We start from the raw sequence: 22,410 nt of genomic DNA on the forward strand, positions 1-22,410 counted from the left end.
ATGACGGAGGTGGCGAACATGAAAGTCGGCGTGATCGGCATGGGGGCCATGGGCACCGGGATGGCGAGGAATCTGCACAAGGCGGGGCTGCTCGAGGCGGTGTGGAACCGCTCCGCGGACAAGGCCGAAGCGATCGCCGGGGAGCTGGGTGTCGTGGCGGCGTCCGACCCGGCAACACTGGCCGGCCAGTGCGATGTCATCGTGACCTGCGTCTCCCGGGATGAAGACGTCCTGGCAGTGATGGATGCCATGGCACCGGGTCTGTCTGCCGGCAAGACCGTGGTGGATACGTCCACCATCGCCGTGGACACGGCGAAGCAGGCCGCCGCCAGACTCGCCACCACAGGGGTGGCGTTCCTGGATGCACCCGTGTCGGGAGGCAAGGAAGGCGCGCAGAACGGGCAGCTGGTGTTCATGATTGGCGGCGATCCCGCCGTGGTGGAGCGGCTGCGCCCGGCGTTCGAGGCCATGGGCAAGAGCGCCACGCACATGGGCGACGTGGGGTCTGGCCAGGCCACCAAGGCGGTGAACCAGATCATGTGCGCAGGCATCAACCAGGCCGTCACCGAGGCGCTGGCCTTCGGCCAGGCGTCGGGCCTGGAGATGGACAAGGTCATCGATGTGGTCAGCGGCGGCGCCGCCGGCAACTGGTTCCTGCAGATGCGCGGCCCGACCATGGTCAAGGGCACCTTCGAGCCCGGCTTCAAGCTGGCGCTGCACCACAAGGACCTCACCATCTGCCGCCAGATGCTGGACAACATGAACGTGGCGCTGCCGACCGTGGAGATGACGCTCAAGCACTATGACCGCCTGATGGCGGCGGGCTATGGTGACGAGGATATCTCCGCGCTCTACCGCGACAAGCGCGAGCTGTTCAACGGCGGCAACAAGAAATCCCTGTAGTCCCGGAGGCGAGATGAGTAACGATACGCGCTTCGCCGAGTTCGAGCCGCTCAACGATCTGGAGCAGGATCTGCTGGCGGCCCACACCGGCGAGATGGACACCGTGGAGTTCATGCAGCGCATGGCCGAAAGCCAGGTGGCGCTGCTGGTGGACCAGGAGTTCGCCGAGTCGCAGCATCCCGAAGGGGTGCAACCCCTGGTGCTCCAGGGAGATGACGGTGAAGGGCTGCTGGCCGTGTTCACTGCGCCGGCCCGGGGTTACCCGGTGACCGAGGAACACCCGGAGTTCGCCTTCTCCGTGGAGGTCTCGTTTGCCTGGGCGGTGCACAGCACCTGGGACGGCATGGGCGTGGTGGTCAACCCGGGCTGGGCGGTGGGGTTCACCGTCCCGCCCGACGCGGTCCGCGGGATGAAGGGCGGCGAGCCACGGCTCCAGTAACTGCGCTCGCGTTCAGCTCCGCGAGCGCAGCAGGATGCTGTCGACGTTGTTGTCCTCGAGCTGGCTGCGCAGCGAGTCCACGCGATCGCGGTCGGCGAACGGCCCGATACGCACGCGGTGCCAGGTCTCGCCCGAGTCCACCTCCACGCTCTCGATATTCGCCTCCACGCCGATGAGCGCCAGGTTGGCCTTCATGCGGTCGGCATCCTCGTGGGACTGGAACGAGCCGGCCTGCACCATGTAGTGGGCACGCTCCTCGGCGTCCCCGGTGGCGGGCTCTTCTGCCGGTTCCGGGTCGGATGGCGTGGCGTCGGGTGAGGGGGTGGCCGGTGTATCCGGCAATGCTTCCGCGACGTCGTCCGCGTCGGCGTCATCCGGCTCATCCGGCACCACCACCTCCATCTCCGAGAGCAGCTCGTAGAACTCGAAGCGGGGACGGTTGCTGTCGCCGCCGCGCTCCTCCTGCTGCCCGGCGGTCTCGCCCGGAGAGGAGGGGGTCATGACGCTGGCGTCGCGGTCGTGGTGCATGTGAACCAGATACGCCACGAACAGGCCCGGCAGCAGCCCGCTGAGAAACCAGCCCACCCGGGAGCCGCCAGCGGCCTGCTGCTTCGGTTGTGGTTTGCGCTTTGCGCCCGTGCTGCGTTTGGTGTTGGCCATGGTCTGCGTCCGTGATCCTTACATGGCGTCCGGGGCACTGACACCGAGCAGGTGCAATCCGTTGCGGATGACCTGGCGTGCGGCCAGTACCAGATTCAGTCGCGCGTCCCGCAGGTCGGCGTCGTCGACCAGGAACTGGTGCGCGTTGTAGTAGGTGTGCACATGGCTCGCCAGCTCCCGGAGGAAGTGCGCGATCTGATGCGGCTCCCGCGCCGCGGCGGCGATCTCGATCACTTCCGGGTAGCGGCCGATGGCGCTGACCAGCTCCGTTTCGTGCGCTTCGGTCAGGCGGGTGAGGTGGCGGTCGCCGTTGTCGGCGTCGTGCTGCAGCCCCTTCTCCCGGAGCTGTGCCATGACGCTGCAGATGCGCGCGTGGGCGTACTGGATGTAGTACACGGGATTGTCGTTGGACTGGGATTTGGCCAGCTCCAGATCGAAATCCAGGTGCTGCTCGGGCTTGCGCATGACGTAGAAGAACCGGGCGGCATCGGCGCCCACGTCGTCCCGTAGCTCCCGCAGCGTCACGAACTGGCCGGAGCGGGTGGACATCTGCATGCGTTCGCTGCCGCGGTAGAGAATGGCGAACTGCACCAGGCGCACGTCCAGCCGGTCCGGTTCGTGGCCGAACGCGCGCATCGCCGCGTGCACCCGCGGCACATACCCGTGGTGGTCGGCGCCCCAGATGTCGATGCACTGGTCATAACCACGGTCGAGCTTGTTCAGGTGGTAGGCGATATCGGAGGCGAAGTAGGTGACGGAACCGTTCTCGCGGCGCACGACGCGGTCTTTCTCGTCGCCGAAGGCACTGGAGCGGAACCAGGTGGCGCCCTCCGATTCGTACAGGTGCCCGGCCTCGTCCAACCGCTGCAGTGCCTGGTCCACGGCACCGCTGTCGGTGAGCGAGCGTTCCGAGAACCACTCGTCGTAGGTGACCCCGAAGGCGCCCAGGTCCTCGCGGATATCCTCAAGCACCGTCTCCAGTGCCAGGGAGAACACCACCTCGTACGCCTCCGGGCCGAGCAGGGTCTTCGCGCGGGCGATCAGGGTGTCGATGTACTCTTCCTTGTCGCCGCCTTCGCAGGCATCCAGGGGCAGTTCGGCGAACACCACTTCGGCCGGATGCAGGAAGTGGTCCTCTTCCCGGTGCATGAGCCGTTCGGCAATGGCGCGGACGTAATCGCCCCGGTAGGCATTGTCGGGGAAGCGCAGCGACTCGCCCTCCAGCTCCAGGTAACGCAGCCAGACGCTGGTGGCGAGGATGTCCATCTGCCGGCCGGCGTCGTTGACGTAGTACTCCCGGTGCACGTCGTAGCCGGCGGTGGCCAGCAGGCTCGCCAGGGCCCCGCCGAAGGCGGCGCCGCGGCCGTGGCCCACGTGCAGCGGCCCGGTGGGATTGGCGGACACGAACTCGATGTTGATGCGCTGCCCGGCCCCCAGGCTGGCACGGCCGTAGGCCTCGCCGCGTGCCAACGCGTCGCGGATCGCGGTGTAGGCGGCTTCCGCGGTGATGTCGATATTGATGAACCCCGGGCCGGCAATGGTGACGCCCGCGACACCCGGGTCATCGGGAATGGCGGCGACCAGGCGCTCGGCCAGCTCCCTGGGTTTCATGCGGGCCTGCTTTGCCAGCACCATGGCGGTATTCACCGCGTAATCGCCATGGCTCTTGTCCCGGGCCCGTTCCACCTGGATCTCGACCCGCGTATCCGCGGGCAGCGTACCGTCCGCGACCAGGCGATCCACGGCCGTGGCAATAAGACTGCGAAGCTGTTCTTTCATGGGTGATGACAGACCGTTAATCCGAATTGGGGGGTATTATCCCGGTTCGCGGTGCTGCCCACAAATCGACCCGCGCGCAGAACGCATCCTGGAACGTGACCCATCTAGAACATGTCCTGCGGGTCCACGTCCACGGACCAGCGCACACGACGGGCTCCCGGCAGCTCAGTCAGACCAGGCACCAGTCGGGTCAGCAGCGCGTGCAGCGGTGCCCGCGTTGGCGCCTGTATCAGCAGCTGCGCGCGGTAGCGGCCGGCCCGGCGCTCCATGGGCGCGGGGACCGGCCCCATCAGGAGCACGTCGTCGCCCGCCAGGCGCTCGCCACTGTGCCGGACCTCTTCAAGAAACGCATGGGGCGCTCGGCTCTCCACCGCTTCGGCGCGCACCAGGGCCATGTGGGTATGAGGGGGCAGTGCGGCGTCCCGGCGTTGCTGCAGCATGGTGCGGGCGACCCGTCCGTAGCCCTCTCTGAGCAGCGTGTCCAGCAGCGGGTGTTCCGGGTGGTGTGTCTGCAGCAGGACTTCGCCGGGCCGGTCGCGGCGGCCGGCCCGCCCCGAGACCTGGGTGATGAGCTGCGCCATCCGCTCGGGCGCGCGGAAATCGGCGCCGAACAGCCCCTGATCGCAGTCCAGGATCGCCACCAGGCTGATGTCCGGCAGGTCGTGCCCCTTGGCCAGCATCTGCGTGCCCAGCAGGATCCGGCCGTCGCCATGGCGGGCGCGGTCCAGCAGATCGGTCATGGCGCCCTTGCGGCGGGTGCTGTCACGGTCGATGCGCACGATACCCGTGTCGGGGAAGCGGTCGGCCAGTGCCTTCTCCAGTTTCTCCGTGCCCTGGCCCACGTCACGCAGATCGGTGCTGCCGCAGTCCTCGCAGTGCCGGTTCACCGGGCGTTCGTGACCGCAGTGGTGGCAGCGCAGCCGCCCCGCGTGCTGGTGCCAGGTGAGGCGGGCGTCGCAGCGCGTGCAGCTGGCCACCCAGCCGCAGTCGTGACAGAGCAGGACCGGGGCGTAGCCACGCCGGTTGAGAAACAGCAGCACCTGGCCGCCGTCGGCGAGATGCCGGTCCATGCGTGCGAGCACCGGCCGGGAGACCCCGGCCTCCAGGGGCTGGCCGCGGATGTCCAGCAGCTCCAGCCGCGGTGGCCGGGCGGCGCCGGCCCGGCGCGGCAGGTCCAGCAGCCGGTAACGCCCGGCCAGTGCGTTGTGCAGGCTCTCCAGCGACGGCGTGGCGGAGCCGAGCACCAGCGGAAAGTCGCCATTGCGGGCGCGCACAGCCGCGAGATCACGGGCGTTGTAGCGAAACCCCTCCTGCTGCTTCAGTGACGGGTCGTGCTCTTCGTCAACGATGATCAGCCCGGCGCGGGGGAGTGGGGTGAACAGCGCCGAGCGGGTGCCGATGAGCACGTCCACGTCGCCGTTCGCGGCGGCCAGCCAGGCGTCCTGGCGTTCGCCGTCGGCCAGTGCCGAGTGCAGCACGGCGATGCGCCCCGGTACCCGGGCGCTGAATCGTTCGATGAGCTGGGGCGTCAGCCCGATCTCAGGGACCAGCAGCAGCACCTGCTCGCCACGCGCCAGCACGGCGTCCATGGCAGCCAGGTAGACTTCCGTCTTGCCGCTGCCGGTTACCCCTTCCAGGAGATGGGCGCTGAAGCTGCCAAGGGAGTCGGTGATGGCGTCGGCGGCGCGTTGCTGATCCTCGTTCAACGCCGTCGGCGCCGCGGTGGGTGGGGACGCCGACGGCGCCGCCCGTTCCACCAGGCCCTGTTCCGCCAGTTTGCGCAATGCCGTGCGCCAGTCACCCTCCAGATCGGCAAGGGCAGCCGTTGGGAGCGCCTCTGCCTGTTCTGCCAGGCGTGCGAGCACGGCGGCCTGTCGGCGCGCGCGACGAGCCAGGCGGTCGCGATCACAGGCGTGGCCGTCGGCGGTGAGCTGCCAGTACTCCGGGGGTTTGCGTGCGGCACGGCCACCCTGGCGCAGCGGTGTGGGCAGCATGCCGGTCAGCACTTCGCCCGGTGGGTGGTGATAGTAACCGGCGGCCCACAGCCCGAGCTTGAGAACAGCGTCGGGGATCAGCGGCTCGGAATCCAGGATCTCGGTGATGGCCTTCAGGCGGCCACCATCGATGCGGGCCCGGGTACTGCCACCGGTGACTACGCCGACGACCTGCCGGCGCCCGAAGGGCACGCGCACGCGCGCCCCGGGCGCCGGCAGCCTGCCCTCGGCGGGCGGCAGATAGTCGAGTGTCTGGTCCATGGGTGCGGGTACCGCAACCTGGACGACGGTTGTGTCAGGCATGACGATTCCGGTTCGACACGAGGCTGCTTGCCAGGCCCAGCAGTCTAACGGTGTTTGCGGTCCGGATGGCACCGCAAACACCTGTTGACATGTCACGGGTCACCCTGGACAAGCCTGTGGATAACCTTGTGGAGGAATCGCTCCGCGCGTGCAGGCACCGGCGTTCCAACACGTCGGCGGGATTGTCAATGGTTATTCGTTCGTGCGGGTTATAAGCCGTTTAAACAGGAGGTTAATGCATTCTGGCCCGTGCGGGACAGTGCTGCGGCGCGGCACGTTGCCTGCCGCCATGTTGCTGTGCATAACATTTGCCGGTGTCAGGGGCAACGCCTGGGCACGTATACTGCGGCCATGACGCAGGATGGTTCCGATTCCCAGCTGATGACCGCCGTGCTGACGCTGCTCCGTGAGGCGCCGGGTGGCCAGACCGAGCATGCCCTGATCGTGCGGCTGCGTGATCAGGGCGTTGCGCCATTCGCGGACGCCGACCTGGCGGATCCCATGGCCCTGTTCCGCACCCATTTCATCCTCTTCCACAGCCTGTACCGGCTGCGCGAGCAGCTGGCGGCCCAGGGCGAGTGGCTTCGGATCCACTGCCTGGATATCGGCATTGATGTCCTCACGCCCGACAGCGACGGGGCGTCCGGGCGTGCCGTCGCCGCCGGTGATCCGCTGCGCGACTATTACCTGGACCTGGACAACCTCGACACCATGGACCGTGCCACGGTCGAGGCCATGCTGAGCGGTTTCTGGCGGCGGCTCGATGCCGGGGAGCGGCGCCACGAGGCGCTCGAGCTGCTCGGCCTGGAAGAGCCTGCAGGCGTGGAGGAGGTCACTCGCCGCTACCGTCAGCTTGCCCAGCAGCACCACCCGGACAAAGGCGGTGATACGGAGACCCTGCAGCGTCTCAACGAGGCGCGCATGGTGCTGACGACCGAGCAGTGAGAGGGAACGACGCAGAACGGGGAGCGCGCCGTGCCGGCCATTGTTGACAGTGAATCCGCCTGGCAGGGCATGGTCGAACTCTACGCCCTGCCCGGCATGACGGAGGTGTGTCTCCGGCTGCAGGACCGCTACGGCGTCAGCGTCAGCACCCTGCTGACTCTGGTGTGGAGCGCGCGGGCCGGTCACGGCCCGCTCACCGTGGCTGCTGCGGCGGCGGTGGCGCCCGATGCTGAAAGGCTGGAGCGGGACGTGCTGCGGCCTTACCGTCATGCGCGTAACGGGCTACGGGGCCTTGCACGGCAGGATGAAGCGGCTGCTGACCTCCGCCGGGATCTTCTCACCCGGGAGCTGGCCCTGGAGCGGTTTGTCCAGCAGCGCGTGGTGCATCTCCTCCGGCCCGACGACGCCCGGGATGCGCCGGGTGATGCCGGCCGGGACTGCCGTGCGACCGTGGCCCGGTATCTGGCCGCGATCCCGGTGCAGGACAGCCCGGAGCTGCGTGCCGATCTGCGTCAGTTCTTCCTGGCGCTGGGTGATACGGCACCGGACCGGGCCGTGAGCGAGGTAGTGGGGGGCGAGTCAGTCCCTTAAAAAAAAAGGCCGCCCGGAGGCGGCCTTTTCATCGGTAGGACCCGTTGCTCCGGATCAGAGATCCTTGACGGTGGATGCCATCTGGCTGGCCACCTTCTGGGCGTCACCGAAGACCATCTTGGTCTTGTCACCGTAGAACAGGTGGTTCTCCACGCCGGAGAAGCCAGTGCCCTTGCCGCGCTTGATCACCAGCACCTGCTCGGCATCTTCCACATCCAGGATGGGCATGCCGTAGATCGGGCTGGACTCGTCGGTCTTGGCGGCCGGGTTGACCACGTCGTTCGCGCCGATGACCAGGACCACGTCCGTGAGCTTGAAGTCCTCGTTGATCTCTTCCATGTCGTAGATCATGTCGTACGGCACGCCGGCCTCGGCCAGCAGCACGTTCATGTGGCCAGGCATACGGCCGGCCACCGGGTGGATCGCGAACTTCACGTCCACGCCGCGGCTCTGCAGACCCTGGACCATCTCCCAGATCTTGTGCTGCGCCTGACCCACGGCCATGCCGTAGCCCGGCACGATGACGACGCTGTCGGCGTAGGCCATGGTGTAAGCCGCGTCTTCCGCGCCCATTTCCGTCATCTCGCCTTCAGGGCCGTCACCGCCTGTCGCCTGAGTGCCGAAGCCGCTGAAGAGCACATTGGAGATCGGCCGGTTCATGGCCTTGGCCATCAGGTGCGTGAGCAGCATGCCCGCGGCACCCACCAGCGTACCGGCGATGATCAGCGCGGCGTTGCCGAGCACGAAGCCCTTGAAGCCGACCGCCAGCCCGGTGAGGGCGTTGAACAGCGAGATCACCACCGGCATGTCGGCACCGCCGATGGGCACGGTCATGAACACGCCGAATACCAGCGCCAGGGCGAAGAACACCACGATGGAGGTCATGCCGCCGCTGAACAGCACCCAGATACCGGCCAGCACCATGGCCGCGAACAGGACGATGTTCACGATCTGCTGGGCGGGCATCAGGCTGTTGCGCTGCATGCGGCCGTCGAGCTTGGCCCAGGCGACCAGGGAGCCCGAGAACGCCACGGTGCCGATCAGGCCACCGAGAACCGCCAGGACGGCGATGTCAAAGCCCATCTGCTGGTGAATGACACTGTCACCCGATTCCACCAGCTTGCGCTGGGCTTCCATCAGCGCCACGGCACCGATGGCACCGGCCGAGCCGCCGCCCATGCCGTTGTACAGCGCCACCATCTGCGGCATCTCGGTCATCTGCACCCGCTTGGCGGTGACCCATGCCAGCGAGCTGCCGATGGCGATGGCCACGAAGATGAGCAGATAGTTGGAGAAGCCCTGGATGTCGCCGTGGAACAGCGTGACGACGACCGCCAGTACCATGCCGACGCCGGCCCACATCACGCCCTTGCGCGCCGTTTTCGGCGAACTCATGGCCTTGAGCCCGACAATGAACAGGACGGCAGCCAGGAAATAACTCAGTTGAATCAACGTTTCCATTCCCGTGCCCCCTTAGCCTTCGCTCTTGCTGCTCTTGAACATCTCGAGCATGCGTTCGGTGACCACGTAACCGCCGACGGCGTTACCGGCACCCAGCAGCACGGCGATGAAGCCGATCAGCTGTTCCATGGGTGTGGCGGCGTGCCCCAGCACGATCATTGCGCCGACAACGACGATGCCGTGGATGAAGTTGGAGCCGGACATCAGCGGTGTATGCAGGATGACCGGTACGCGGGAAATCACTTCATAGCCCGCCACCGCGGACAGCATGAAGATGTAGAGTGCAGTGAAACCCTCGATCATGACTTCTTGCCTCCTTCCAGGCGTTCACGGGTGGGGCCGTGCTTGATCTCGCCGTCGTGGGTCAGGCAGCTGTCGGTCTGGACCTGGTCGTCCCAGTCCAGGGCCAGTTCCCCATCCTTGATGATCAGTGCCAGGAAGTTGTAGAGGTTGCGCGAGTACATCTCGCTGGCGTGCTGGCACAGTGCGCTGGCCGTGTTCTTGGGGCCATAGACGATGACGCCGTTGTGGTCCACTTCCTTGCCCGCCTTGGTCACCTCGCAGTTGCCACCGGTCTCCGCCGCCAGATCGATGATGACCGCGCCGCGCTTCATGCGCTCCACGGTGGCGGTGTCGATGAGCTTGGGCGCGGGCTTGCCGGGGATTGCGGCCGTGGTGATCACGGCGTCGGCCTTGGCAATGTGGTCGGCGAGCACGTCCGCCTGCTGCTGCTTCTCCTCGTCGGTGAGTTCGCGGGCGTAGCCGCCTTCACCCTCCGCCGAGACGCCGGTCTTGATGAACTTGCCGCCCAGCGACTCCACCTGTTCCTTGGTGGCGGAGCGCACGTCGTAGGCCTCGACCACCGCACCCAGGCGCTTGGCCGTGGCAATGGCCTGCAGGCCGGCGACGCCGGCGCCGATGACCACCACGGTGGACGGCCGGATGGTGCCGGCGGCCGTGGTCAGCATCGGGAACAGCTTCGGCATCATGTTGGCCGCCAGCAGGACCGACTTGTAGCCGACGATGGAGGCCTGGGACGACAGCGCGTCGATGGACTGCGCCCGGGTGATGCGCGGCACCAGCTCCATGGAGAAGCTCGTGACCTTGTTTTTCGTGAATGTCTTGATGCGGGTATCACCCTCGTGCGGGGCCATGAACCCCATCACGATGCTGCCTTGCTTGAGCTTGCCGGCCTCTTCCACCGTCGGTGGCTGCACCTTCAGGGTGACGTCGGCGTCCTTGTAGAGTTCATCTGCCGACTCGACGATCCTGACGCCTTCGTAGGCGTCGTCATTGAAGCCGCTCTCCTTGCCGGCGCCGGACTCCATCAGAATCTCAACGCCAAGCTTGTCGAGCTGCTTGATTACGCTCGGCACAAGGGCCACCCGACGTTCGCCCGTCTGGGTTTCCCTGGGCACGGCTACACGTATTGCCATGATGTATGTCTCCCGTCTTTCCAACAGGGTTGGTCCGTGAAATTCACTGCGGCAGGCCCTGTCCGCTGCACCGGCAGAAACCGGGCTGTCAACGGAAATCACTCGTCTGGCGAGCTCTCGGGACGGGCCGCCTCCCCCCAACTACCGCAGTCCCGGACAAAAAAGCGCGGTCGGTTGAACCGGCCGCGCTGGCCTCGAAAGAATAACGCATGTCACGGCGCATTTGAAGGAACTGGCCTGCAGGACCGCAAGGGATTGCCCCGGTCGGCGCGGTCGAAATGCGCCTGTATTTGCCTTTTCCCGGCACTTCTGTGATATATGAGGAGTGGCTGACCGGTCGCTTCCTGGGAGCGCGTGGCATGCTTGACCTGAGTAATCAGATTCTGCGGACGGATGTCTCCGGCATGCCGCTTGAGTGGATTACGTACCAGGAAGCGGCACGCCTCTATTACATGGAACAGGTGGTCTACAGCTGCGGGCGTCTGCTCTATACCGTGCGCGGCGGCTTCAACGCGGCGACAGGGCAGCGCAGCGTGCTGGAGCTCAATTCCATCATCGCCACCAATGGCACCGTGCAGGCCACGCTGAAGGGGCATGCCGGGTATACACCACCACTGGATAACAAGGCGCTGTTCCGGCGCGATGACCATCTGTGCATGTACTGCGGCGCGCATTTCCCGACCAGCGGGCTGTCCCGCGACCACGTCACCCCCATCAGCCAGTCTGGCCACGACGTCTGGACCAATGTCGTCACCGCCTGCAAGCGCTGCAATAACGACAAGGCGGGGCGGACGCCGGAGCAGGCCGGCATGCAGCTGCTGGCGGTGCCCTTCAAGCCCACGCACGCCGAGTACATCTATCTGAAGGGGCGCCGTATCCTGGCCGACCAGATGGAGTTCCTGCGAGCGCACTTCCCCCGCACCAGCCCGCTGCGCAACCGAACGGTCAGGAGTGAGGCGGGGGTTGACCTTCCCGCGTCATCGGACTAGCGTTGAACCATGATGAACCTGAACGCGAGCCTGCTACGACTGCGACTGCTTCGCCCGGCCTCCTGAGAGAGAGCCGGGGTCAGCCTATTTCGTTATCGCTTCGCAGCAAGGTTGTTCATCATGTCCTCTTCCAGTTGTTACCGCAGCACTCGCCACATCGGGCGGCATACGCCGCATTCCCCCGTTTTCTGTGCGCTTCTGTTGGCGCTCCTGCGACTGCCGCGCGGTCACCGGGCGGCGGCGGATGCGAGGACGACAACAGGCTCGCTGACGCTCGCCCTGCCCGGTGGCCGTGACGCATGCGTGCGCGCTGACGTGACAGGCAACGGATTTCCCAGGGGTGAACAGCCATGTTGAAGCAACCAGATACCAAGTACCGAAGTTTCCCGCAGGTGGGTCTCCGTGACCGAACCTGGCCCGACCACGTGATCGACAAGGCACCCGCGTGGTGCAGCGTGGACCTGCGCGACGGTAACCAGGCCCTGATCGAGCCCATGGACGGCGAGCGCAAGCGGCGCATGTTCCACGCGCTGCTGGACATCGGCTTCAAGGAGATCGAGGTCGGTTTCCCGGCGGCTTCCCAGACCGACTACGACTTCTGTCGCATGCTCATCGAGGAGAACCTGATCCCCGATGACGTCTACATCCAGGTGCTGACCCAGGCGCGCCCGGAGCTGATCGAGCGGACGTTCGAAGCGGTGCGTGGTGCGCCCAACGTGATTCTCCACCTCTACAACTCCACCTCCACCGTGCAGCGCCGGGTCGTGTTCGGCATGGAGCGCGACGGCATTACCGAGCTGGCCGTGGAGGGAGCAAAGCAGGTGCAGGCCCTGGCGGCGGAGCAGCCGGAGACCCGCTGGCTGTTCCAGTACTCGCCGGAGAGTTTCACCCAGACGGAGCTGGATTACGCCCTCGAGATCGTCGATGCAGTGAACGCGGTCTGGCAGCCCACGCCGGAGAAGCCGGTCATCATCAACCTGCCGGCGACCGTGGAGGTGTCGACGCCCAACATCCACGCCGACCAGATCGAGTGGTTCGCCCGCAACGTGCAGCGCCGCGACGGCATCATCCTCTCCGTCCATCCCCACAACGACCGCGGCACCGCGGTGGCGGCGGCGGAGCTGGCCGTGATGGCGGGCGCCGACCGGATCGAGGGCACGCTGTTCGGCAACGGTGAGCGCACCGGCAACGTCGACCTGGTCACCCTGGCCATGAACCTCTACACCCAGGGCGTCCACCCGGGGCTGTATTTCGATGACATCAACGAAGTCGTGCGCCTGGCGGAGTACTGCAACCAGCTGCCCATCCATCCCCGGCACCCCTATGCCGGCGAGCTGGTATTCACGGCGTTCTCCGGCTCCCACCAGGACGCCATCAAGAAGGGATTCGCGGCCCAGGCGAAGGACAGCACCTGGGAGGTGCCCTACCTGCCCATCGACCCGAAGGACGTGGGTCGCAGCTACGAGGCGGTCATCCGCATCAACAGCCAGTCGGGCAAGGGCGGCATCAGCTACCTGATGGAGCGCGACTACGGCATGACCATGCCGCGCCGACTGCAGATCGAGTTCAGTCACGTGATCCAGAAGGTCACCGACGACACCGGGCGCGAACTCACCGCCCCGGAGATCTGGGAGGCGTTCCGGCAGGAGTACATGGACGTCACGCGCCCCTTCGAGCTGGTGGACTACCGTGAAGGCACCGACGCCGACGGCAACGACAAGCTCACCGCCACCATCCGTGACAACGGCGAGGAGCGGATCATCGCCGCCCAGGGCAACGGCCCCATCGACGCCTTCGTGGCCGCGCTGTCGAAGCACACGGGTGTGGATCTGCAGGTGGCCGATTATACCGAGCACGCCACCAACGCCGGCGCCAACGCCCAGGCCGTGGCCTACGTGGAGATGCGGGGGCCGGACGGCAGCAGCCTGTTCGGCGTGGCCCGGCACGGCAATATCGTCACCGCCTCGCTGCACGCCCTGCTCAATGCCGTGAACCGGCTGGCCGGGCGCAGCGTGCTGGACGATGCCGGCGACGAAGAGCTCAAGGCGGCGCGCAAGGAAACCACGGCCTGAGCAGGAGTGGTGGGACGCGGATGGTGGACCTGAAGGTCCACCCTACGCCATGCACATCATCGTTGTCGTAGGGTGGACGTTCACGTCCACCGTCCCGCCAACCCAACGATCGATCACTCCAAGGCTGCTAAACTCCCGCCATGCAACTCCTCTACCTGATCGACGCCAGCGTCTACATCTTCCGGGCCTGGTTCTCCATCGACGACAGCCTGGTGGACGACGCCGGTGATCCGGCCAATGCCGTCTACGGGTACGGCAACTTCCTGCTGGATCTGCTTGAGGACGCGACGCCCGAACACGCCCTGGCTGCCTTCGACGAGAGCCTGACCACCTGCTTCCGCAATGACGCCTATCCCGGCTACAAGGCCAACCGGCCCGAGGCGCCGGAGGATCTCAAGCGCCAGATCGCCATCTGCCAGCAGCTCACCCGCGCCCTCGGTGTGACTGCGCTCAGCAGCGACCGCTACGAGGCGGATGACCTCATCGGCACCGTCGCGCACCGCTTCCGCGACGATGGCTTCAGCATGCGCTACCTCACCTCGGACAAGGACTACGCCCAGCTCCTGGAGTCGGGCGATCGGCTGGTGGATGCCAGCGGCCGGCGGACCATGGATGCCCACACGGTCACCGACGCCCTGGGCGTCCGCGCCGATCAGGTGCCCGATCTGCTGGGTCTCGCCGGAGACAGCGTGGACAACATCCCCGGCGTCCCCGGTATCGGGCCGAAGACGGCGCAGGTCCTGCTGGCGCACCTGGGCGATCTGGAAGGCATCTATGCGCGGCTGGACACGGTTCCGACGCTGCCGTTGCGCGGTGCCGCGCGCATGCGCCGGTTGCTGGAGGAGCACCGGGAGACGGCGTTCCTGTCCCGGGAGCTGGCGACCATCCGGCGGGATGCGCCGCTGGACCCGATCCAAGACACCATCCACGTGGCGGACGCTGACCCCCAGGCGCTGGCTGCCCTGCCGCTGCCCGAGCGGGTGCGTCGGCGCGCCGCCCGACGCATCGACAACGGAGACGCCCATGCCCTGGTCGGCCATTGACGACGCCATCGCCGGCGCCACCGGCTCCCCGTACGCCACCCGCCATCGGGCCCCGGTGGGGGGCGGCAGTATCAATGCGGCCTACCGCCTCGAGGGGCAGCAGAGCGCGTGGTTCGTCAAGCTCAACCATGCCGGGGCGCTGGCGATGTTCCAGGCCGAGGCGGAGGGGCTGCAGGAGCTGGCGGCCGCCGACGCGATCCGCGTGCCGCGGCCGTTGACCTGGGGCGAAGCCGGCGGCCGCAGCTACCTGGTGATGGAATGGCTGACGCTCCACGGGCGTGGCGACAACGCGGCCCTGGGCGAGTCGCTGGCACATATGCACCGCACCACCGCGGCGCGCCACGGCTGGCACCGGGACAACACCATCGGCTCTACCGAGCAGATCAACACCCCGGACAGTGACTGGGTGCGCTTCTACACCCGGCAGCGCCTGCAGTTCCAGTTGCAGCTGGCGGCGGACAACGGCCACGGCGGTTCGCTGCAGCGGGCCGGGGAGCGGCTGTGTGAACAGGCAGGGGCATTCTTCAGCGACTACACACCGTCGCCGTCACTGCTTCATGGCGATCTGTGGTCGGGCAACATCGCCTTCGATGACGCCCGTCAGCCGGTGCTGTACGACCCGGCAGTCCACTATGGCGACCGGGAGTCGGATCTGGCCATGTCGGAGCTGTTCGGGCGTCTGCCGGAGGCGGTCTACGACGCCTACAACGCCGTGTGGCCCCTGGACGCCGGCTACCCGGTCAGGCGGGATCTCTACCAGCTCTATCACGTGCTCAACCACCTCAATCTGTTCGGTGGCATGTACGCCAGCCAGGCCGAGCACCTGATCGGCCGGCTTCTTGCCGAGGTGCGATAGACCGTCGGCACGCAGACTACCAGTCGAAATCGTCGTCGAGGTCGTCGAAGAAATCGGCTTCCGGTGGATCGCCGTCCCAGATGAGGTTGTCCCGGTACTGGCGGTAGGCGGAGCGGGTGAAGTCGTACTCGTCCAGCGCCGCCTCGCTGCGGAACCGTGCCGCCTGGTCCAGGCGCGCGCGGGTGTTCACCAGATCCAGCGCATACAGCGGCAGGGTGATCACCCAGCCGGCATAGGTGACCGGATTCGTGGCCAGGGAGACGGGGATGTCGTTGACGTCCCGGGTGGTGTTGGGGCCGTATGCCGGCAGCACCAGGTACGCCCCCTCGGGGGTGCCCCATACCGCCAGGGTCTGGCCGAAGTCTTCGTTGCTTTGTTCCATGCCCAGGGCGGTCGCCACGTCGAACAGCCCCGCCAGGCCGATGGTGCTGTTGATCAGAAAGCGGCCGGTGTCGCGGGCGCCATCGCGCGGCTTGCCCTGCAGGACGTTGTTCAGCGCGTTGCCGGGCTCGCCCATATTGTCGAAGAAGTTCGTGACGCCGGTACGCACGAACCGCGGTGTGATGAACACGTAACCATCGGCCAGCGGCTTGGCAACAAAGCGGTCGAGCTGCTCGTTGAAAGCGTAGACCTTGCGGTTGGTGGGCTCGATGGGATCCCACGCCTCCGGTTCCGGCGGCGGTGGCTCGGAACTGGCGCAGCCGGTCGCCAGGGCCAGCGTGAGCAGGGCCAGGGCAATGGCGCGCGTCAGGCGCCGGAAGCGGGTCACCGTGTTCGTGTCCATGGTGTGTCCTCGTCGCTCGCCATCGGGTTCGGCTGATGGCGGGGCGGTGCGGGGAGGCCGCGGGCCGCCCAGTGGAATGCGCCGGTGAGCAGGCGGTCATTCCGGACCGCCAGATTGCAGCCCACGATAACCCCCCGCAGGCGGCTGCGCGAGAGCTTTACCTGCCGAGCACTGTCGAAATCCGGCCGGTGGTGAATCGCCTTGAGCGTATAGAGTGCCATACCGATGGCCCAGGCGCAGAACCGCCGTATGCCACGGTGGCTCGACGGAACGCCGCGGGTATACCGGAGCGCCTCGCGCAGATGGCCGTGGGCCATGACCGTCAGCTCCCGGATGCCGGCCTGAAACCCGTGCGATTCGTGCCACCGCGCATCCGGCGCCAGGTCGCAGCCATGGTGGGCGAACACGTCCCGCGGCAGCCAGCACACGCCCCGCTGGCGGTCGTCCCAGACGTCCTTGAGGATGTTGGTCATCTGCAGCCCGAGACCGAACGCCACGGCGCGTCGCCGCATTGCGGCCTGGTCGTCGGCAATGGCCGGGACCTGCAGGGCAAACAGGTCGGTGAGCATCTCGCCGACCACCCCTGCCACGTAGTAGCAGTACTCGCGGAAGGCAGTCAGGTCCGGTAGCCCGTGGGGGGATTTACGGTCGGCGAACCGCGCCATGCCGTCCGCCATGATGGTCAGGCAGCGTTGCAACGGGGTGCGCTGCTCCGCCGGCAGGCTGCGGTACAGCCGGAACACCCGCTCTGCTTCCGCCACCAGTTCACGCTCGGCGGCGGGGGCATCGGTGATGGCCGGTTGCAGCCCGGCGCTGAACGCCGCCCCGGCGCCGGGATGGTCCAGAGCAGCAACCAGAGCGTGCAGGTGCGCGCGTTTACCGGCCGGGTCGAGGCCGGCGCTGTCTTCGATGATATCGGCGAGCCTGCACAGCAGATAGGCGTTGCCGATGGCCGGCCGCAGCGGTGCGGGGAGCTGCGGAATGGTCAAGGCGAACGTGCGTGACACGCCGTCCAGCATGCGCGCCTGGAATGCCGCGTCATCGGCACGCTCCGTGGCAGTCATTGCCGTTCGGCATCCACATCGGCGAGGAACCGCAGTACCCGGGTGTTGAATGCGCGCGGTTGTTCCAGGGGCAGCATGTGCGCCGTGCGCGGCATCAGTTCCAGCTCCGCGTTGGGCAGGTGCGTCGCCAGATAGCGAGCGTTCTCCGGTGGCCAGACCCGGTCGTCCTCACCGTGTACCACCAGGCAGGGCACGTCGACCTGATGCAGCCTGGGGCTGTTCAGGGTGTGTGTCCCGGCCGAGTGCAGCTGGGCGTGATACGCGTGCGGCGGCTGCGGCTCGCGGGCCTGGAACTGGAGAATGCGGTCCGCCAGGTCCGGTATGCGCTCCAGGTAGTCGGGGTGGTAGAACGTGGCGTTCATGCGCTCGACCACGGTGCGCTCGTCGGTGGTGGCGCGGTCCAGTTCAAGGACCTCCCAGATGTGCCGTTCCGGCGGCACGTAGGCCGGATCGGCCGGCCCCACACCGGTTGCCACGAGAGTCATGCTACGCACCCGGTGCGGATGGAGATGGTAGTACTCCTGGGCGATCAGGCCGCCCATGGAGACACCCACCAGATGGGCGCTGTCGATGTCGGCCGCGTTCAGCACGGCGTCGAGGTCTGCCGCGAACCCGGCCATGGTGTATGGCCCGGGCGGCATGTCGGACCGGCCGACGCCGCGGTTGTCCGGGAGGAGGACCCGGTGGCGCCGGGCGAAGTCCGGTAGTTGCAGCCCCCAGGCTCGCCCACTGCCACCCAGCCCCATGAGCAGCACCACCGGCGTGCCTTCGCCGTGGATTTCGTAGTAGAGGCGACCCCCCTCGTTCGTGACTTCGGCCATGCACCACTCCCACACATGCAAGGGCGCAGTATAGCGGCTGTATCAGTCGCCGCCGAGGGGCCGGGAGGCCTCGTGGCGGTTGTCGTGGCGCAGGATCTGCACCAGCTGCAGCGGGTCGGTGGCGTGGCCGCCGTTGTCCTGGCCGATCATGGAGACCTGGACGTGGACCGGGACGGGGTTGCCGGTACAGCCCTTCAGCCGGACGCTGCACGCCGAGCCATCCGTCGCACTCGCGCCAGCCAGGCGGCACTCCAGCTCCGCGCGATCATCAGGGTGGATCAACTCCAGCACCGGCTGGTCATCCAGCGCATCCACGCTGCACCCCAGCAATGCCCGCAGCGCCTCGTTGGTGCGCTGCACCCGCGCCTGGGGCCCGGACAGCAGCGCCATGGCAACGGCGGCCTCGTCAAACACGCCGCGGAACCGGCGCTCACTGGCCCGCAGCGCCGCCTCGGCGACCTTGCGGGGCGTGATGTCCTGCGCCTGTTTGAGGAGGTATCGCGGCTGGCCGTCCGGGTCACGGACCACCGATGTGCTGGTCAGCGCCCAGGCGATGCCGCCATCCCGGTGGCACAAACGCTGCTCCAGTGGGGCCGATGGACGTTGACCCTCGAGGATACGCTTGTTGGCGCGATAGTTTGCCTCGCGATCGTCGGGGTGGAGCAGTTCCGCGGAGGGCATCGCCAGCAGCGCGTCCTGCTCGTACCCGGTGAGCTGGCACAGGGCGTCATTGGCGCGCAGGAACCGGCCGTCGGTGCGGATCAGCGCCATGCCCACCGCGACGTCGTCGAAAGCGCTGCGGAAGCGGGCTTCGCCCTCCTGGCGCTCGGAGGCATCGGTCATGACCACCACGGCGCCGGTGACCCGGTCGTTGTCGACGATGGGGGCGGCGGTGTAGTCCGCAACGAAGACGGAGCCATCGCCACGCCGGAACAGGGCGGAGTCATCCTGCCGCACCTGGCGCTCTTCCATGCAGGCATGGATCGGCCAGACCTCGGTGTCGTCGTAGAGACCCGCGTCCAGGAGATCGAACAGGACCTGGCCCTCGATGGTGGCGGACTCCCGGCTCAGCAGCAGGCAGGCGGCGCTGTTGGCGAACACGACCCGACCGTTGGTGTCGAGGCCGAAGATCGCCTCGGCGGCGGCGTTGAGGATGAGGTCATGGCGGCGGTTGATCTGCTCCAGGGCGTGCTCCACCGCTTTCTGTTCGGAGATATCCCGGATCTGGCTCGCCACGCAGGTGATCTGCCCCTGGTCGTCGCGGATCAGGCTGCCCGTGACCAGCACCCAGATCACACGCCCGGTCTTGTGCAGGTAGCGTTTTTCCACCTGGAACGTGTCCTGGGACGCAGCGCCGATCTGGTCCAGTTGCTCCCGGGTGGCGTGCTGGTCGGCGGGGTGGGTCAGATCCCGGTAGCCCATCTCCAGCAGTTCGTTCTGCGCATAGCCGACCAGATCGCAGAGGGCCTGGTTCACGTAGAGGCAGTCACCCGTGCGGTGGTCGAACACCGCCATGCCCACGGCGGCTTTCTGGAAGATGGTCTCGTAGGGCAGCCAATGGCCGGGTTGCGGGCTTGGTGCCGGGGGCGCCTTGCCGGACGGCCGCGCAGCCAGCAGCAGGTTGCCGGCGGTGTCCTGGCGGGCGGGCGGTAGCCGCAGATGGCTCGCCTCCATCCAGTGCAGGGCGCCGCCGGCGTCGCGCAGCGGATAGGTGGCCGTGACCGGATCGCCATTGAGTCGGGGCGCGTCGATGGCGCGGTTCAGCTCCTGGTGCTGGTCCTCGTTGACGAACTGCCCCAGCGGCCGGCCGATCATGGTGTCCGGGGCTTGACCCAGCAGCGTCTCCCAGGAGGCCGACAGTTCGAGAATGGTCCCGTCCGGCGCCAGCCGCGCGAACAGCTCGGACGCCCGCGCCGCCATGAAGCGCTTGTAGTGTTCGGTTTCCTGAAGGGTGGCGGCCTCGCGCGAGAGGGTGTTCCGCGCGACCGTCAGCTCCTGCCGCAGGCTGGAGGAGCGCTGTTCGCTGCCCTGGAGTTGCCCGGAGACCAGCTGACGGAGGTGGTTTTCCCGGCTTACGAGCCGCGCCGCGAGACCGCTGAGCCCGATGCCGGCGATCAGCAGCATCAGTGCATGCGCCGGAATCCAGCCGCCGGCGGTGGCGTCCACTGGCGTGGCATAGACCGTCCACTGGCGCCCCGCCACGTCGAGGTTTCTGCGCTCGTGGCGGCCATCCTCAAGCTGCTCCGGGCGGGTGTGCTCGGCCACGCCGTCGTTCCCGCCCGGCCCGTGCAGCAGCAGCGCCGAGCCATCCTCTGCCCGCTGAAATACGTGCAGCGCCACCGGGTAGTCCCGCCGGGCGTTGCCGGCGGCGCGGTCGAGGCGGATGGCCAGCGCCACCACCCCCGCTTGTTCACCGTCCCGACGTACGGGGTTGAAGGCGATGAACCCGGGGACCGGCTCGCCGTTGGCGTGGAAGAGCACCACCCCCTGGGTGCCGGTCATGGCGCCACGCTCGATCGCCGTCTCCAGGGTGCGCAGATGGGACAGGTCGTCGGCCGGCTCCGCGCGCAGGACGCGGTGAGCCACCACGCCGCCGCCGGAGCTGGCGATCAGCGGAATGATGCGGAGCTCGTCGCTGTCGCTCTCGGGCTCCATCCACGCAAGGAACTTGAGGCCGTTATCGGTGGTGGGGCGCCGCGTGTCCTGGTAGCGTTCGGGGTCGATCTCCGCCCCCGCCTCGATGAGCGCCCCCAGGTTGTGTGCCCGCTCCAGGTGGCGCTCGATCGAGTGGCTGAAGGTATCCAGGGTCTGTTCCGCATGCTCACGGAAGATCTCCGCCCGGTGCTGCGCGTCCTGGGCAATCAGGGCGGCCGTGCCGGCGATGGTCAGGCACAGCCCGATGACGCCCACCCAGAATGCGCGTCCGGGGCGCCAACGCCGCCGATGCGCAGGGCCTGTGGACGGCCGCGCGCCGTGATGGTCTCGGAGTTGATCGTTCATCGTCGCTGGCTCCCCGGAGCGGACGGAGCCATCCCCTGGTGTGGCTGGAGCACGCACTGATTCGGTTTGATCCTGTCCATGGATTAGCGGCCCCGCGGGCCCTTCCCTGCTGTCAGCTGTCGGTGTCGGCCGCCACGGAGGCGGTCAGGTCGGGCCGCGAATCGGCCGCGAACTCGAATGCGTCACGGAAGAAGTGCTGTTCCTCGACGCCGTGACGGGCGAAATCCCTTTGTGCCGCCGCGATCATGGCGGGCGGCCCGCTCATGTAGACCGCATGCCTGCTCAGGTCAGGATAGTCCTGCAAGAGCATATTGTGCACCAGTCCGATGCGGCCATCCCAGGCGTCTTCGGGCTGCGGCTCGGACAGGCACGGCGTGTATTGTAACGGGCCGTGCGCTCGCTCCCAGGCCTGTAGCGTGTCGTCCATGTACAGATCCTGCCGCGAACGCACACCCCAGAACAAGTGGACCGGCCGCTGGTCCCCCGTGTGGATCATGTGGGCCAGCATGCTCAACAGCGGCGCGATGCCGGTGCTGCCGGCAATCATGAGGATCGGTCGGTCGTCCTCCTCGCGGATGTGAAAGGTGCCGTAAGGCCCTTCGATACGCAATAGTGCCTTTTCCTGCATGGCGTGGAAGACCTGCTCGCTGAACTCACCGCCTTCGATATGGCGGACCTGCAACGCGAGCAGGTCGTCGTCGTGGGGGGCATTCGCCAGGGAGTAACTGCGCCGGCGCCCGTCGCGCAGGAGGATGTCCAGGTACTGGCCCGGGAGAAAGGCCAGGCGTTCACTGTCCGGCAGTTTCAGCTGCAGGCCCATGACGTCCCGCGACAGCCGTTCCATGTGCGCGACCCGGCAGCGCATCTTGCGCGGCGGGATGTCGGCCGCCTCGCGCACCTCCCGCACCTCGATCGCCAGGTCACTCGCCGGGCGGGCCATGCAGAACAGGGCCTGCCCCACGGCCAGCTCCTTGTCATCCAGGCTCTCCGGCGGTTGTCCGCCGGGGTAGGTGACGGCCCCTTCGACGACCTTGCCCATGCAGGTGCAGCAGGTGCCACTGCGGCAGCTGTACGGTATGACCAGCCCGTGGCGCAGCGCCGCGTCGAGGATGGACTGCTCCGGCTCCACGGTGAAGGTGTGGCCGGTTGGTTCGATGGTAACGGTGTAACTCATGTCGTCTTCCTGCCTCGTCACACTATTGTGACGCAATGCGGAACGAGCGCAAACGCCTTGCCGGCACCGTATGTCCGGTCCCGGCAAGGGTTCGGA

General features: G+C 67.2%; 19 protein-coding genes. 8 read left to right on the plus strand and 11 right to left on the minus strand.

What is annotated here, in order from left to right; translation table 11 throughout:
- Together BMZ02_RS10190 and BMZ02_RS10195 are read left to right on the plus strand one after the other, a co-directional pair.
- The gene (locus tag BMZ02_RS10190) at positions 1–903 is read left to right on the plus strand and encodes an NAD(P)-dependent oxidoreductase (RefSeq protein WP_281244327.1); all 903 of its coding nucleotides are present in this window, start codon (positions 1–3) and stop codon (positions 901–903) included.
- Positions 904–916: 13 nt separating this feature from the next.
- On the plus strand, positions 917–1,342 hold the full coding sequence (locus tag BMZ02_RS10195; RefSeq protein ID WP_171909891.1) for an SseB family protein: 426 nt from the start codon (positions 917–919) through the stop codon (positions 1,340–1,342).
- A 12-nt stretch (positions 1,343–1,354) separates the two neighbouring features.
- Here the strand turns inward: BMZ02_RS10195 and BMZ02_RS10200 are convergent, their stop codons facing one another.
- From BMZ02_RS10200 to BMZ02_RS10210, 3 genes are all read right to left on the minus strand, one after another.
- Positions 1,355–2,002, minus strand: coding sequence for an SPOR domain-containing protein (locus tag BMZ02_RS10200; protein ID WP_091643160.1), 648 nt, complete (start codon positions 2,000–2,002; stop codon positions 1,355–1,357).
- Positions 2,003–2,020: 18 nt separating this feature from the next.
- The gene (argS, locus tag BMZ02_RS10205) at positions 2,021–3,781 is read right to left on the minus strand and encodes an arginine--tRNA ligase (protein ID WP_091643163.1); all 1,761 of its coding nucleotides are present in this window, start codon (positions 3,779–3,781) and stop codon (positions 2,021–2,023) included.
- Between the two features lie 104 nt (positions 3,782–3,885).
- Entirely contained in the window at positions 3,886–6,078 is a 2,193-nt protein-coding gene (locus tag BMZ02_RS10210; protein WP_091643166.1) for a primosomal protein N', read from the minus strand.
- 351 nt (positions 6,079–6,429) lie between these two features.
- On the opposite strand from BMZ02_RS10210, the gene BMZ02_RS10215 reads away from it, so the two are divergent.
- Together BMZ02_RS10215 and BMZ02_RS10220 are read left to right on the plus strand one after the other, a co-directional pair.
- A complete protein-coding gene (locus BMZ02_RS10215) occupies positions 6,430–7,023 on the plus strand; it encodes a DNA-J related domain-containing protein (RefSeq protein WP_091643169.1) in 594 nt (197 codons plus the stop codon).
- Positions 7,024–7,053: 30 nt separating this feature from the next.
- Positions 7,054–7,614, plus strand: a complete 561-nt coding sequence (locus BMZ02_RS10220; protein ID WP_139209195.1) for a TIGR02444 family protein — start codon at positions 7,054–7,056, stop codon at positions 7,612–7,614.
- 54 nt (positions 7,615–7,668) lie between these two features.
- On the opposite strand, the gene BMZ02_RS10225 is transcribed toward BMZ02_RS10220, so the two are convergent.
- The 3 genes from BMZ02_RS10225 to BMZ02_RS10235 are packed head-to-tail and all read right to left on the minus strand — an operon-like array spanning position 7,669 to position 10,511.
- Positions 7,669–9,075: an NAD(P)(+) transhydrogenase (Re/Si-specific) subunit beta gene (locus tag BMZ02_RS10225; RefSeq protein WP_091643172.1), complete on the minus strand. Its 1,407-nt coding sequence runs from the start codon at positions 9,073–9,075 to the stop codon at positions 7,669–7,671.
- 12 nt (positions 9,076–9,087) lie between these two features.
- Positions 9,088–9,378 carry an NAD(P) transhydrogenase subunit alpha part 2 gene (locus BMZ02_RS10230; protein WP_091643174.1) on the minus strand — a complete coding sequence of 97 codons (291 nt, stop codon included), beginning with the start codon at positions 9,376–9,378 and terminating at the stop codon, positions 9,088–9,090.
- Complete coding sequence (locus tag BMZ02_RS10235; protein WP_091643176.1) at positions 9,375–10,511, minus strand: Re/Si-specific NAD(P)(+) transhydrogenase subunit alpha; 1,137 nt, start codon at positions 10,509–10,511, stop codon at positions 9,375–9,377. Before BMZ02_RS10235 ends, BMZ02_RS10230 begins: the two co-directional genes overlap by 4 nt.
- 359 nt (positions 10,512–10,870) lie before the next feature.
- Here BMZ02_RS10235 and BMZ02_RS10240 point away from each other — a divergent pair, with 359 nt between their 5' ends.
- The 4 genes from BMZ02_RS10240 (at position 10,871) to BMZ02_RS10255 (ending at position 15,471) form a co-directional block, all read left to right on the plus strand.
- A complete protein-coding gene (locus BMZ02_RS10240) occupies positions 10,871–11,500 on the plus strand; it encodes an HNH endonuclease (protein WP_091643180.1) in 630 nt (209 codons plus the stop codon).
- Between the two features lie 350 nt (positions 11,501–11,850).
- Positions 11,851–13,572 carry a 2-isopropylmalate synthase gene (leuA, locus tag BMZ02_RS10245; RefSeq protein ID WP_091643183.1) on the plus strand — a complete coding sequence of 574 codons (1,722 nt, stop codon included), beginning with the start codon at positions 11,851–11,853 and terminating at the stop codon, positions 13,570–13,572.
- A gap of 140 nt (positions 13,573–13,712) precedes the next feature.
- Positions 13,713–14,615 carry a 5'-3' exonuclease gene (locus BMZ02_RS10250; protein WP_091643186.1) on the plus strand — a complete coding sequence of 301 codons (903 nt, stop codon included), beginning with the start codon at positions 13,713–13,715 and terminating at the stop codon, positions 14,613–14,615.
- The gene (locus BMZ02_RS10255; protein WP_091643189.1) at positions 14,596–15,471 is read left to right on the plus strand and encodes a fructosamine kinase family protein; all 876 of its coding nucleotides are present in this window, start codon (positions 14,596–14,598) and stop codon (positions 15,469–15,471) included. Before BMZ02_RS10250 ends, BMZ02_RS10255 begins: the two co-directional genes overlap by 20 nt.
- A gap of 16 nt (positions 15,472–15,487) precedes the next feature.
- Here the strand turns inward: BMZ02_RS10255 and BMZ02_RS10260 are convergent, their stop codons facing one another.
- From BMZ02_RS10260 to BMZ02_RS10280, 5 genes are all read right to left on the minus strand, one after another.
- A complete protein-coding gene (locus BMZ02_RS10260) occupies positions 15,488–16,255 on the minus strand; it encodes an MlaA family lipoprotein (protein ID WP_091643192.1) in 768 nt (255 codons plus the stop codon).
- A complete protein-coding gene (locus BMZ02_RS10265) occupies positions 16,237–17,319 on the minus strand; it encodes a phytoene/squalene synthase family protein (RefSeq protein ID WP_091643195.1) in 1,083 nt (360 codons plus the stop codon). The genes BMZ02_RS10260 and BMZ02_RS10265 overlap by 19 nt, the downstream gene beginning before the upstream one ends.
- Positions 17,316–18,140, minus strand: a complete 825-nt coding sequence (locus BMZ02_RS10270; protein ID WP_091643197.1) for an alpha/beta fold hydrolase — start codon at positions 18,138–18,140, stop codon at positions 17,316–17,318. Before BMZ02_RS10270 ends, BMZ02_RS10265 begins: the two co-directional genes overlap by 4 nt.
- Positions 18,141–18,182: 42 nt before the next feature.
- Positions 18,183–21,140 (minus strand): PAS domain S-box protein, encoded by a 2,958-nt coding sequence (locus tag BMZ02_RS10275; RefSeq protein ID WP_091643200.1) that lies wholly within the window; start codon positions 21,138–21,140, stop codon positions 18,183–18,185.
- 112 nt (positions 21,141–21,252) lie between these two features.
- Positions 21,253–22,314: a CDP-6-deoxy-delta-3,4-glucoseen reductase gene (locus BMZ02_RS10280; protein ID WP_091643202.1), complete on the minus strand. Its 1,062-nt coding sequence runs from the start codon at positions 22,312–22,314 to the stop codon at positions 21,253–21,255.
- Positions 22,315–22,410: the final 96 nt, after the last annotated feature.

Source organism: Aquisalimonas asiatica (assembly GCF_900110585.1).
Taxonomy (GTDB): Bacteria; Pseudomonadota; Gammaproteobacteria; order Nitrococcales; family Aquisalimonadaceae; genus Aquisalimonas; species Aquisalimonas asiatica.

Bases quoted from the DNA above. Each gene is read 5' to 3' on its own strand.
- BMZ02_RS10190 (WP_281244327.1), top strand. From the start codon at position 1: ATGACGGAGGTGGCGAACATGAAAGTCGGCGTGATCGGCATGGGGGCC.
- BMZ02_RS10195 (WP_171909891.1), top strand. From the start codon at position 917: ATGAGTAACGATACGCGCTTCGCCGAGTTCGAGCCGCTCAACGATCTG.
- BMZ02_RS10200 (WP_091643160.1), bottom strand. From the start codon at position 2,002: ATGGCCAACACCAAACGCAGCACGGGCGCAAAGCGCAAACCACAACCG.
- argS (WP_091643163.1), bottom strand. From the start codon at position 3,781: ATGAAAGAACAGCTTCGCAGTCTTATTGCCACGGCCGTGGATCGCCTG.
- BMZ02_RS10210 (WP_091643166.1), bottom strand. From the start codon at position 6,078: ATGCCTGACACAACCGTCGTCCAGGTTGCGGTACCCGCACCCATGGAC.
- BMZ02_RS10215 (WP_091643169.1), top strand. From the start codon at position 6,430: ATGACGCAGGATGGTTCCGATTCCCAGCTGATGACCGCCGTGCTGACG.
- BMZ02_RS10225 (WP_091643172.1), bottom strand. From the start codon at position 9,075: ATGGAAACGTTGATTCAACTGAGTTATTTCCTGGCTGCCGTCCTGTTC.
- BMZ02_RS10230 (WP_091643174.1), bottom strand. From the start codon at position 9,378: ATGATCGAGGGTTTCACTGCACTCTACATCTTCATGCTGTCCGCGGTG.
- BMZ02_RS10235 (WP_091643176.1), bottom strand. From the start codon at position 10,511: ATGGCAATACGTGTAGCCGTGCCCAGGGAAACCCAGACGGGCGAACGT.
- BMZ02_RS10240 (WP_091643180.1), top strand. From the start codon at position 10,871: ATGCTTGACCTGAGTAATCAGATTCTGCGGACGGATGTCTCCGGCATG.
- leuA (WP_091643183.1), top strand. From the start codon at position 11,851: ATGTTGAAGCAACCAGATACCAAGTACCGAAGTTTCCCGCAGGTGGGT.
- BMZ02_RS10250 (WP_091643186.1), top strand. From the start codon at position 13,713: ATGCAACTCCTCTACCTGATCGACGCCAGCGTCTACATCTTCCGGGCC.
- BMZ02_RS10255 (WP_091643189.1), top strand. From the start codon at position 14,596: ATGCCCTGGTCGGCCATTGACGACGCCATCGCCGGCGCCACCGGCTCC.
- BMZ02_RS10260 (WP_091643192.1), bottom strand. From the start codon at position 16,255: ATGGACACGAACACGGTGACCCGCTTCCGGCGCCTGACGCGCGCCATT.
- BMZ02_RS10265 (WP_091643195.1), bottom strand. From the start codon at position 17,319: ATGACTGCCACGGAGCGTGCCGATGACGCGGCATTCCAGGCGCGCATG.
- BMZ02_RS10270 (WP_091643197.1), bottom strand. From the start codon at position 18,140: ATGGCCGAAGTCACGAACGAGGGGGGTCGCCTCTACTACGAAATCCAC.
- BMZ02_RS10275 (WP_091643200.1), bottom strand. From the start codon at position 21,140: ATGAACGATCAACTCCGAGACCATCACGGCGCGCGGCCGTCCACAGGC.
- BMZ02_RS10280 (WP_091643202.1), bottom strand. From the start codon at position 22,314: ATGAGTTACACCGTTACCATCGAACCAACCGGCCACACCTTCACCGTG.